We start from the raw sequence: 11,549 nt of genomic DNA, 5'->3' as shown, positions 1-11,549 counted from the left end.
CCTATTACAAGAATAATATTTCCGATTCTTTTTACTTCATCTATAAGCCCTTTAATGCGGCTTTCAAACTGACCACGAAACTGCGTCCCTGCAACAAGTGATGTCAGGTCAAGCAGATAGATCTCTTTTTTTGCAAGTTTAGCCGGAACCTTTCCTTCTGCTATTCTCAAGGCTAACCCCTCTGCAATAGCTGTTTTACCAACGCCCGGTTCACCAATAAGGCATGGATTGTTTTTTGTTCGCCGGTTCAGTATTTGAATAACGCGATATAATTCCTTTTCACGACCTATTATCCTGTCAATCGTACCCACTCTTGCTTTATCAGTGAGGTTTATGCAATAAGCATCAAGAAACTTTCTCTTTTTTTCATTCTGAGGCTTTGTTGCTGTATTTTTCTGCTGTTCTGCTGCGCCTGTTCCGTTCTGCCCTTGCCCAAAAATATTTTGTAGGAACGGAAAAGCCTGCGTTCCTCCGACTTCAAAATCTTCGTCACCCTGCATCATTTCCATAATTTCATTCTCCGTTGCGTCAAGATCATCTTTGGTGATACCCATATTTTTCATAATATCGTTAACCGGTTTTATCCCAAGTTCAGATGCACACTGCAGGCATAATCCCTCGTTGGTTGTCTTGTCGCCTTCAACTTTTGTTATAAAGACGACCGCTACTCTCTTTTTGCAGCGTGAGCAAATCATAAGTTATCTCCTTTAAGTTTTTTGCGATTTATTTTTGGTAGTTATTAGTTTAAAATAAGTGATTATATACATTAGAAATGCAAAAACAGTCGCAGCTAAAGCGCCGAAAATAATATAACGTTTAATATCGGCTGATAAATCAAAAAGCAAGACAACCATAACTCCTGCATAAAATAATGCAGTAGCCACTTTTCCATACCATTTTGAAGCTACAACAATTTTATTTTTATTATAGATGCTTGTACCACCAACTAGCATAACCACTTCTTTTACAATATAAATACAAACTGCCCAAAGCGGAATAATATTTTTCATCCAAAGACAATAAAATACAGTAAACTGAGTCAATTTATCAGCAAGAGGGTCAAGAACTTTGCCCAGATCGGTTATTAATCCAAATTTTCTGGCAATATATCCATCTAAAAAATCAGTGATGCCGGAAAGCAAGAAAATAAAACCTGCAATTAAATAACTGTTGCTTTGCGGCATAAAAAATACGATAACAAACGTCGGGATCAGCATTAGCCGAAAAACCGACAGCGAGTTAGGTATGTTCATTTGTTTCCCCCACTTTACCCAAGTAACGCAATCAGCGGATTGGTATCAAGAAAATATTTGAATAAAAATGTGCTTCCATAAGATGAGGTGCTAATACCTAAAAAATTCGTATCTCCTAACATTGGCAAAATATAATATACCGCAGCGCTGAAAACCCAGCCAAAAATTAAAGCACTTATGATACCGACAGCAAGGCCTAACAAGCTGTCAAATTGATGAAGAACAGGAAGTTTAAATATTACACCCAAAACCCTAGCAAGAATAGCGCAAGCAATAGTCACGCCAATAAAAATCAAAATAAAAGCCACAATATAACTTACTTTTTGTGCGGCAGTTGCAGATACAAAATTAACTGATTTATCTCCAGCTTTATCAATGGTATTCCCAATAACTGTGCTGCGAATCTTATCAAGCGATAATCCAAAAGTTTTTAATAATGAATTAAATCCAGATCCTGTTTCGCCATTTACAGCATTTGACTTTTCAAAGAGATTAGAAACATATGATGTCATGTTTTTATCAAAAAAAGGTCCAATCCAACGTTCGCTAATAATATTCCCTAAAGAACCCGCAAAAATAAGTGCAAATATAAAACCGGCAAAACCGCCCACAAGTTCCAAAAGAGATTTAATAAATCCTTTTTTCATAGCTGAAAAGCAGCAAATCAGTATTGATGCAATTAGAAAAATGTCTAGAATGATTGTCATAACTAATCACCTAATATATTAATTTTGGGCTGCTTTTTTCAATATTAAACTAAGTATGCCGATCCTAGTACGGTCTGTTTAACCGAGCCTGTTCTTTGAGAATAATCCTTCTTATTTCCTGAGCAGCGCGATCTATACTGTCATTTGTAACTATGTAATCATAATTTTCTGAAAGATCCATCTCACGATTTGCGATATTAAGTCTTCCCCGTATTTGATCCACCGTCTCCGTTCCGCGGCCTATTAAACGCTGTTCAAGTGCAGATTTAGAAGGTGGCATTATAAATATGCTTACAGACTCGGGGATAATTTTTTTAACATTGCCGGCGCCCTCGACTTCAATATCCAGCAATACAATGTTGCCCTGTGCTGCGGCTTCCCTGGCAGATGCTTCAGGTGTGCCGTAATAATTGCCGTTATACATAGTATATTCAAGCATTTTTTGATTTCTAATATTTTCTTCGAAATCTTCTTTAGAAATAAAAAAATAATCTTTACCATTAACCTCGCCAGGTCGTGGTGAACGTGTCGTTGCAGATACACTGAATACACAGTTATCTACAATTTGCTTTAGACGCTGGATAATCGTTCCCTTTCCAACGCCGGATGGGCCGGAAATTACAACTATTAAGCCTTTTTTATCATTACTCAATGTCTTCATCGCCTTCCGTATCTTCTATATTATTTAGCCTGTTTGCAACAGTTTCAGGCTGTACTGCTGATAAAACGACATGCTCACTATCAGTAATAATAACTGCCCTTGTGCGTCGGCCATATGTCGCGTCAATAAGGCGCCCCTCTTCCCTTGCCTCCTGTATAATCCGTTTTATCGGAGCAGATTCAGGACTTACGATAGCTACTATTTTAACTGATGAAATCATATTGCCGAAACCAATATTCACAAGTTTCAAACAAAACCCTCCCGTATTATAATCGAAAAATTATTCGATATTCTGAACCTGTTCCCGAATTTTTTCAAGTTCGGCTTTAACATCAACTACAAGCCTTGAAACAGCGATATCGCTTGCTTTTGACCCAACTGTGTTTATTTCTCTATTCATTTCCTGAATCAAAAAATCTATTTTTCTGCCGATAGGAACATTTTCTTCCATCATGGTATAAAACTGTGATAAATGGCTGCGAAGGCGCACGATTTCCTCAGTTATTGAAATCCGATCAGCAAAAAGCGCTACTTCAGTCAAAAGCCTTGTTTCATCAATTTGAGCAGAGTCAATCAATTCTTTAATATGAGTCTCAAGACGCTGTTTATACTCAGGCGCTGTTTTTTCCGAAGCTGATTCTATTTCATGCGTAATATTTTCAATATATTTTGCGCGAGAAATAAGGTCATCGTGAAGTTTCTGACCTTCCACTCCTCTCATATGACTAAATGATGCAAGGGCTTCCTCAGCAACAGTCTGAACTTCATCCCAAAGTTCGTCTTCGTCTTCTTCTCTCCTGGTTACATTGAAAATATCTGTATAACGTGCAATTGATGACACCGATATATCATCTGTAACTCCATACTCTTCACTTATGTGATGAAGAGCAGCCAGATAACTGCGCAGTAAGGAATCATTCAAAACTACTTCCATATCTGGGCCGCCGACAGTATTAATAGTAATAAAAACGTCTACTTTGCCGCGATTTACAGATTGCGAAACAAGCCCCTTGACTTTATCCTCAAGATAACCGTAAATTCTCGGTACTTTCGCAGTAAAATCAAAATACCTATGATTTACTGATTTGATCTCGACCATTATTTCCTTTCCGTTAATCAGTTTGCTGACTCGACCATACCCTGTCATACTTTTAATCATAGTAACTCCAATTCCGATATCACACTATACAGGGTGATACGGCATCCGCATTTCCCGGCAAGCGACTAGCCGTAATAATAAAAACCTTTATAATAATTTATGGTAAATAATCAAAAATTATAATCCTTGTCCAGTATTCTCAATTATATATATAATAGTATAAATTGTCAAACAGGCAATGTAATTTTCACAGAAAATTTAAAAAGCAGCTGATGAACTAGCATCAACTGCTTTTTTAATTAAATAATACTTAGTTAAGTATGGTCTTTTCTGTATCCTTATCGAACAGGTGTATTTTATTTACGTCAATTGTCATCTTAATTAGATCGCCAGGCTTAGCGGTTGTGTTCGGGCTAACTCTCGCTGTAGCGTTAAATCCTTCAGTAACAAAATGTAAATATGTTTCAGCACCCATTAATTCTGTAACTTCAATTTTAGCATCGATGATCCCATCAGGAATAGTTGAAAGATACATTTCTTCATCATGGATATGTTCTGGACGGATTCCGAATATAACTTCTTTTCCGAAATATTCTTTTAAAGCAGGATTTTTGCCTTTGCTGTCAGGAAGCTTTAAAGTATTTTTGCCATACTTCAGGTATGCTACTCCGCCTTCCTCTGTAAGCGTCGCGGTGATAAAGTTCATTTGAGGAGAACCCATGAACCCGGCGACAAACAAGTTAGCAGGAGTATTGTAAAGGTTTGTAGGTGAATCGATCTGCTGAATGTAACCGTCTTTCATAACAACGATACGTGTGCCCATTGTCATAGCCTCGACCTGGTCATGAGTAACGTAAATGAAAGTAGTTCCAAGATCTTTGTGCATCTTTGAGAGCTCTGTTCTCATCTGTGCACGCAGTTTTGCATCAAGGTTGGACAAAGGCTCATCAAGAAGGAAAACCTTTGGCTCACGAACGATTGCACGGCCGAGAGCAACACGCTGTCTCTGTCCGCCTGACAGAGCTTTCGGTTTTCTGTCAAGTAAGTGGCTTATATCAAGGATACGAGCCGCATCTTCAACTCTCTTTTTTATTTTGTCTTTAGGCATTTTGCGAAGTTTAAGACCGAACGCCATGTTGTCATAAACTGTCATATGCGGATAAAGCGCATAGTTCTGGAACACCATTGCAATGTCTCTGTCTTTTGGCGCTACATCGTTCACCAATTTCTCGCCAATATAAAGTTCACCCTCTGTGATCTCTTCAAGTCCTGCAATCATCCTAAGGGTCGTTGATTTACCGCAGCCAGACGGACCTACTAGAATAATAAATTCCTTATCTTCTATGTCGATGCTGAAATCAGAAACAGCCACAACACCGCCAGCATACTTTTTGTATACATGTTTAAGCTGTACACTTGCCATATTTCTACCTCCTATTTCGTGACCTTTCGCTGTAAATTATATCAGAAGTATGCATTAATTAATAGTGTCTTTTCTAACAATTTTTTTTGCTGTGATTTATGTATATTGTATAATTTTAGTGCAAAACACTTGATTTTAAAGGGTTTTTTAAAATTTAGATACTAACTCTTTTTTATAGCCAAAATGCATATTTATTTCTCGTATTCAAAGCCATGCATAAAACCATTTAAATTCCACGTAGCAATATCCCCTCCGATGACCCTGTCATTACAAACCAGGATATCAGCATAAACCTGTGTTCCAACATCAATCGGATAATTTTTAACGGCGTATGTCCAGCGTTTAGCACGGCACCCTTTGTATTTTGTAAGATCAAGACCATTTTTCTGTTGGATTTTATTATACCGTGTGTAAACATCATCAAAGGTTTGGGGAATTGTGACTTCCTGAACTGAAACCGGCTGTTCATTTACTTCCCAGCCATATTGACGTAAAAAGGCAATCCTGTCTTCATTTGTTTTTATATTCTTAAAGTTTATACCTTTTGATACAACATCTTGAGATTTTGCACCCGGCATTGCCAAAATTAAAAGCAAAATAAGGCTGAATACAACAAAAAGTGATGTCCATAATAACTTTTTAGATACTTTAAATGATGTTATAAGCAATGCAATCAACTCCGTTAATTATAAAATCCCACTTGTATTCTATTAAAGAGTTGCTGCATATATGCCTAAACATTAAGCAGACGGTCATGTGTGGCTAAACATTATGACCGTCTGCTTTTTATAGGCCTATGTTCTAATCATCGGCCGCGAATCAATAATTGACGAGTTTAAGAGAGGATATCTGGGAAAGGTTTGAAAGATTATAAGAACAAATGGTTCCATCCTGAACATAATAAAGGATATCTCCAATGTAAGTCAAACGTCTTCCATAAATAAGTTCATTATAATCAAATCCATCAGGATAGTTGTAATTCTGATCTGCCGCTTTAATCCTGCCTTTTTCAGTCAGTTTATCGCCAGCAATTGAAATAAGAAGAGCTCCGTTGAAACTATTATTATCTTCATTGTCTTTTGATGATGATAATCCATTTATATTCGCATCAAATCCAATAAGTCCGTCTGATTCTTTGTACATAAGAGCTTTGTGATTATACATAGCTTCTGTATAAGAACCGCTGTCACCAAGAACCAGTGATGAAAGCTCTTTTGGGTTTTCCATATCCGATACATCAAATAACGAAAGCTTTAAGCCGCCTGTTCTTGTTCCAATTTCTACATCATTGCCATTAGCGTCCTTTTTATATATAGGATAGCTATCGTTGCCAATGCCGAGCAATTTGTTCTCTCCAACAGGATGCAGATAATTGCTGAAACCCGGAATCTTCAATTCGCCTTTAACCGCGGGCGCTGACGGATTTGATAAATCTACAACGAATAAAGGATCAGTTGTTTCATATGTCACAAGATAACCGACACTGTTCATGAATCTTACTGCATAGATGTTTTCACCCTTTGCGATTCCGCTGAGTGTCCCTACAACGTTCATGCTGTCTCCAAAGACATATATATTATTGCCTTTGTCCCACTGAGTTGTTGCGATTCTAAGATTTCCGTTGTATTCATCCATGGAAAATTGATTAAGCAGATAGCCGGGCACCTCATTTGATCCAGCATAGCTTATTGCTTTTCCGTCAACAGCAAATTTTACTACCTTTGTAAGTTCCCCTGCGTCAGGAGCCCAGTCGTATGAAGATACATATAAAGCATGATCATTCATATATGTGGTATAGCCTGATCCCAGAACTGCTTCCGCCTCTGTTTTTGATCCGGCGTCTGATATATCAAGGGCAGAAACCGTAAGATATTGCTGTGCAGGCTGTCCAGGGAAAATCATTATATCATCAACGGCCATAGATGTTTCCACACCGCCGCTTGCAGATTCACTGAAATACGGGACAATAGGTCCATCTTGATAATTGTAAATATAGTAGTTTGAAATCAAATATACATTGTTGCCGTTTTTACGAGATGAAGTATATGTTCCCTCAACCTCATACTCTTTGAATAAAGCCGGGGCTGTAAGATCTGTAACATCATAAACCTTAATGAATGTAAAGTTGCGGCTGCGATGGTACGGATAAGGTTCTACTGCAGCCATCTTATTCTGGATTGTTACATCATTGCCGCTATCTTCCCATCTATTTCCTATGATAATTACCTTGCTGCCGTCAACATACATGTCGCTGATGTATGAGTTTTTATCAAGTTTAGTCTCCGAAAGCTTTGCCATATTGCCGTTATCTGCTGATGAAATCACAAATTTAGAAGAACCGGCGACATAGATATTTTTGCCGTCAGTTTTTACGACATCGCCTTCATCGATCCCGCTAACCTGCGTATTGGTCTTTGAATAATCAGAGCTGTCTTCAAGCGCGGGAACTTCGCCCTTGCCGTCTACCGCTGCATTGCTTGAAGCTGTAGGAGCTGCAGGAGCTGTAGCAACTCCCGAGCCGCCTGCACCACCCATGCCGGTCGCTTTTTGATCTACGTTAGCATTGTTTGATGCTAAAACTAATGATTTTAATTCATCCATAGACCCTGCTTTTACTGCAGTTGCTATTCTCTTTTTAATGTCAGTAATTTTCGCATCAGTCAGTGTGGCGCTGCTGTCAGTTATAGCAATTACGCTATCCTTAAATTCAACTTTCTTTCCGAGAACGTTTTCACCTATAGCACGCAGCGGAACCATTGTTCTAGAATTAACAATGATCGATTCACAATCAAGGTCATAAGAAGTTCCATCAATCGTATAACTTGCCTTATCTATTGGAAAAACAGCTGTTTTTCCTGAGCTTTTAATTGTTGCCTCTCTGGAATTTGAGTCATAATCAACAGTTGCGTCAAAATGCTCTGATATAGCGCGTAACGGTACAAGCGTTCTCCCCTTGTAGATTATCGGAGCAACATCAGGATTACTCGAGTCAAGTTTTACAACTGCATCGTTCGACAGGGCCAAAGGACTGCCTATATGCAGATAAAATTCGCTGTTTTGCGTGGAAGAGGCCGCATTTGCCGGAAAGACCCCCATGGTCAGAAGAAGTGCCATCGAAAGTATCAGAGCGATTTTTCTTTTCATATTATTTTCCTCCTTCTTAATACACAAGATTTGACGTAAGGCAAAATGCAAATGTTCCAATAAATTTGATTTTTTCTTAATTTTATACAATTATAAATCAAAAAGCAAGTTGTTAATCTGGTCTTGAAGCAGTTTGACCTTCCCCTTTTCAGCGGGAGGAACATCATGAAGAGGAAAAATAATATTCATAGATTTGTATTTGTCTTCACACATTTTATGAAACGGAAGCAACTGCACACGCTTTACACAATCTTTATGCCTTAATATTTCAAAAAGTGCTTTAATGTCTTCTCCAGTATCATTTAGTCCCGGAACAATGACCTGACGAATCCAGACGGATATTTTTCTTTCTTCAAGTATATTAAGAAATATTAGGACATTATGAAGGTCTCCGCCCGTATATTTTCCGAATGCTTTTTCATCCGTAAATTTAATATCTAAAAGTACAAGGTCAGTAACATTCAAAAGCTCCGATACATCATTATTAAAAATGATTCCGCTTGTATCGAGAGCAGTATTAATACCGTTTTCCTTGCATTTTTTAAATAGCTCTTTGATAAATTTTGCTTGAATCAGCGGCTCTCCTCCGGTAACAGTTACGCCGCCGCCATTCTGAAAGTACGGTTTATAACGTTTTATATTGTTAAAGAGGTCGTCAGAGGATATTTCAGTCCCCCCAGATACTTTCCATGTTTCAGGATTGTGGCAGTATACACAGCGGAGTGGACACCCCTGCATAAAAACAAGAAAACGTATACCGGGGCCATCCGCTCCGCCCATAGTATGATAAGAATTAATCCTGCCCTGCACTAGTGTCCTCCTACATAGTTTCATGGAACGTACGGCTGATCACCTCAAGCTGCTGTTCACGGCTGAGTTTATGGAAATTTACCGCATAACCCGAAACACGTATCGTAAGATTAGGATAACTTTCGGGATCTTCCATTGCCTTTAAAAGCATTTCTCTTACCATCACGTTTACATTTATATGGTGTGCACCCTGAGAAAAATACCCATCAAGCAAATTCACAAGGTTAGCTATACGATCCTCTGTCGTCATTCCTAAAGCATCAGGTGTGATCGAAAAAGTATTCGAAATCCCATCTCTGCAGTATTTATACGGCAGCTTTGCAACAGAATTTAGAGATGCAAGCGCACCGCAGTGTTCGCGGTTGTGCATTGGATTAGCACCGGGGGCAAACGGCTCTCCTTTTTTCCTTCCGTCTGGTGTTGATCCGGTCTTCTTTCCATATACGACATTTGATGTAATCGTCAAAATAGATAAGGTATGCTTGGCTCCTCGATACGCAGGCGTTTTGCACAATTCTTCATACATGCCTTTAACCAGTTCCACCGCGATATTATCTACTCTGTCGTCATCATTGCCGAATGTGGGAAATTCGCCTGTAATTTCAAAATCAGTGATAAGTCCTTCTTTGTTTTTTATCGGTCTTACCTTTGCATATTTTATTGCCGATAAAGAATCTGCAACTACCGATAGCCCCGCAGCGCCAAAGGCCATTAGCCGTTCCACATTTGTATCATGAAGTGCCATCTGCACCTTTTCATAGTTATATGTATCGTGCATGTAATGAATCACATTCATTGTGTTTACGTAAAGCCTGCAAAGCCATGAACGGTATTTTTTAAACCTTCTCATAACTTCATCATAATCTAAAACTTCTGCATCATAAATCGTATCTTTCGGTCCAATTTTAGAGCCATAGATCTCATCGCGTCCGCCGTTGAGTGAAAGGAGAAGAAGTTTCGGCAGATTACAGCGAGCGCCGAAATACTGCATCTGTTTTCCGATCTTCATTGCTGAAACACAGCACGCTATTGCATAATCATCGCCGTACAGCGGCCTCATCAAATCATCATTTTCATATTGTATAGATGCTGTGTCTGCCGAAACCTTAGCTGCAAAACGTTTAAATGCTTCAGGGAGATCCTGAGACCATAAAATCGTCAGATTAGGTTCAGGAGCAGAACCGAGATTATAAAGCGTCTGCAAAAAACGGTATGAGGATTTTGTAACAAGCGTCTGCCCCTTATCTGTCATACCGCCGATACTTTCCGTGATCCACATTGGATCGCCGGCAAACAGTTCGTTATACTCAGGAGTGCGCAAGTATCTTGCCATGCGAAGCTTCATAACGAAATCATCTGTGATCTCTTGAGCCTGTGTTTCATTGATAGTCCCTGCCGCTATATCTCTTTCTATGTAAATATCTAAAAATGTCGATACTCTGCCAAGTGACATTGCCGCTCCATTTTGCTCTTTTATTGCTGCAAGATATGCAAAATATACCCATTGGAAAGCCTCTTTTGCATTCGATGCAGGCATCGATATGTCAATACCGTAAAGCGTTGCCATCTCTTTTAGCTTTTTCAGGAAATCGATCTGCTTATAAAGTTCCTCTGTTAAAAGGATAGTTTCTGCATCCATCAAACCTTTGCCAATTGCGACTTTATCCTTTGATTTTTCTTCAATCAGTATATCTACTCCATACAAAGCAACACGGCGATAATCACCAATAATCCTGCCGCGTCCGTATGCATCTGGAAGCCCCGTTATAATCCCCAAGTGGCGCGCAGCCCTCATTTCATCTGTATATGCACGAAATACTCCATCATTGTGCGTCGTACGATACGTGAACATCTTTTCCACTTCATCTGAAACCTGATATCCGTATGCAGCGCAGGCAGAACGCATCATTCTCATGCCTCCGAACGGAAACAGCCCTCGTTTTAACGGTTCATCAGTCTGAAGCCCAACAATTATTTCTTGATCTTTATCAAGATAGCCAGGGGCATAAGCGGCAGGCGAAGATGCACGGCTCGTATCTATGCCGATAACGCCCTTTTCGCGTTCTTCCTTTAAAAGCTTGTTAAGCTTATCCATAAGATTGTTTGTTCTTTCTGTAGATCCGCTCAAAAATGATTCTTCACCCGTGTATGGATGATAGTTATTTAAGATAAAGTCACGCACGTTAATCTCATCACACCATAGCCCTGTGTTAAAATGTTCCCACTGTTTATACATTGGTACCTCCATAAAGAAATAAATAAAAAAGGGCAATCTTCGCATTAGCGAAAGATTGCCCAGACGGTCGGCGTTTATACCGCTTACTCCCCCGTGGTTAACCCACATGCCGTCAGTAATAAGCGGCTTATAACTGTTTTTAGTATACAGTTTATTTTTCTTCCTGTCAACCGCATTTATAAATATTGCTTGATGACCATCCAGTCCTGAATCAAT

Annotated in this window: 11 protein-coding genes and 1 riboswitch; all 11 genes read right to left on the bottom strand. The window is 39.1% G+C overall.

The genetic code is table 11. The annotated features are described in order from the left end of the window. A partial coding sequence (locus Q8865_09520) for an AAA family ATPase (GenBank protein MDP4153658.1) occupies positions 1 to 695 on the bottom strand: 695 nt, incomplete at its 3' end. A 12-nt stretch (positions 696 to 707) separates the two neighbouring features. Then, positions 708 to 1,253 (bottom strand): CDP-diacylglycerol--glycerol-3-phosphate 3-phosphatidyltransferase, encoded by a 546-nt coding sequence (gene pgsA, locus Q8865_09515; protein ID MDP4153657.1) that lies wholly within the window; start codon positions 1,251 to 1,253, stop codon positions 708 to 710. Positions 1,254 to 1,267: 14 nt separating this feature from the next. Further along, entirely contained in the window at positions 1,268 to 1,960 is a 693-nt protein-coding gene (locus Q8865_09510; protein ID MDP4153656.1) for a CvpA family protein, read from the bottom strand. Between the two features lie 64 nt (positions 1,961 to 2,024). Next, a complete protein-coding gene (gmk, locus tag Q8865_09505; protein ID MDP4153655.1) occupies positions 2,025 to 2,612 on the bottom strand; it encodes a guanylate kinase in 588 nt (195 codons plus the stop codon). Beyond that, positions 2,605 to 2,871 (bottom strand): DUF370 domain-containing protein, encoded by a 267-nt coding sequence (locus tag Q8865_09500; protein MDP4153654.1) that lies wholly within the window; start codon positions 2,869 to 2,871, stop codon positions 2,605 to 2,607. The genes gmk and Q8865_09500 overlap by 8 nt, the downstream gene beginning before the upstream one ends. Positions 2,872 to 2,901: 30 nt before the next feature. Next, entirely contained in the window at positions 2,902 to 3,780 is an 879-nt protein-coding gene (locus Q8865_09495; GenBank protein MDP4153653.1) for a YicC/YloC family endoribonuclease, read from the bottom strand. 250 nt (positions 3,781 to 4,030) lie between these two features. Continuing rightward, positions 4,031 to 5,143, bottom strand: coding sequence for a sn-glycerol-3-phosphate ABC transporter ATP-binding protein UgpC (gene ugpC / locus Q8865_09490; GenBank protein ID MDP4153652.1), 1,113 nt, complete (start codon positions 5,141 to 5,143; stop codon positions 4,031 to 4,033). Between the two features lie 191 nt (positions 5,144 to 5,334). Beyond that, positions 5,335 to 5,811, bottom strand: coding sequence for a DUF4830 domain-containing protein (locus tag Q8865_09485; protein ID MDP4153651.1), 477 nt, complete (start codon positions 5,809 to 5,811; stop codon positions 5,335 to 5,337). 151 nt (positions 5,812 to 5,962) lie between these two features. Continuing rightward, positions 5,963 to 8,287, bottom strand: a complete 2,325-nt coding sequence (locus tag Q8865_09480) for a beta-propeller domain-containing protein (protein ID MDP4153650.1) — start codon at positions 8,285 to 8,287, stop codon at positions 5,963 to 5,965. 90 nt (positions 8,288 to 8,377) lie between these two features. Further along, positions 8,378 to 9,097: a pyruvate formate-lyase-activating protein gene (gene pflA / locus Q8865_09475; protein ID MDP4153649.1), complete on the bottom strand. Its 720-nt coding sequence runs from the start codon at positions 9,095 to 9,097 to the stop codon at positions 8,378 to 8,380. 10 nt (positions 9,098 to 9,107) lie between these two features. Continuing rightward, entirely contained in the window at positions 9,108 to 11,333 is a 2,226-nt protein-coding gene (pflB, locus tag Q8865_09470; GenBank protein ID MDP4153648.1) for a formate C-acetyltransferase, read from the bottom strand. A gap of 50 nt (positions 11,334 to 11,383) precedes the next feature. Continuing rightward, positions 11,384 to 11,463, bottom strand: a riboswitch (ZMP/ZTP riboswitch). Positions 11,464 to 11,549: the final 86 nt, after the last annotated feature.

The organism is Bacillota bacterium (assembly GCA_030705925.1).
Taxonomy (GTDB): domain Bacteria; phylum Bacillota; class Clostridia; order Oscillospirales; family Feifaniaceae; genus JAUZPM01.
The sequence above is the reverse complement of the archived record's forward strand: the minus strand, read 5'-3'. Positions and strand labels throughout refer to the sequence as shown.

What these genes read in the sequence shown, in the direction of transcription:
- Q8865_09495 (MDP4153653.1), bottom strand. Translation starts at nt 3,780, where the DNA reads ATGATTAAAAGTATGACAGGGTATGGTCGAGTCAGCAAACTGATTAAC.
- Q8865_09510 (MDP4153656.1), bottom strand. Translation starts at nt 1,960, where the DNA reads ATGACAATCATTCTAGACATTTTTCTAATTGCATCAATACTGATTTGC.
- pgsA (MDP4153657.1), bottom strand. Translation starts at nt 1,253, where the DNA reads ATGAACATACCTAACTCGCTGTCGGTTTTTCGGCTAATGCTGATCCCG.
- pflB (MDP4153648.1), bottom strand. Translation starts at nt 11,333, where the DNA reads ATGTATAAACAGTGGGAACATTTTAACACAGGGCTATGGTGTGATGAG.
- Q8865_09480 (MDP4153650.1), bottom strand. Translation starts at nt 8,287, where the DNA reads ATGAAAAGAAAAATCGCTCTGATACTTTCGATGGCACTTCTTCTGACC.
- ugpC (MDP4153652.1), bottom strand. Translation starts at nt 5,143, where the DNA reads ATGGCAAGTGTACAGCTTAAACATGTATACAAAAAGTATGCTGGCGGT.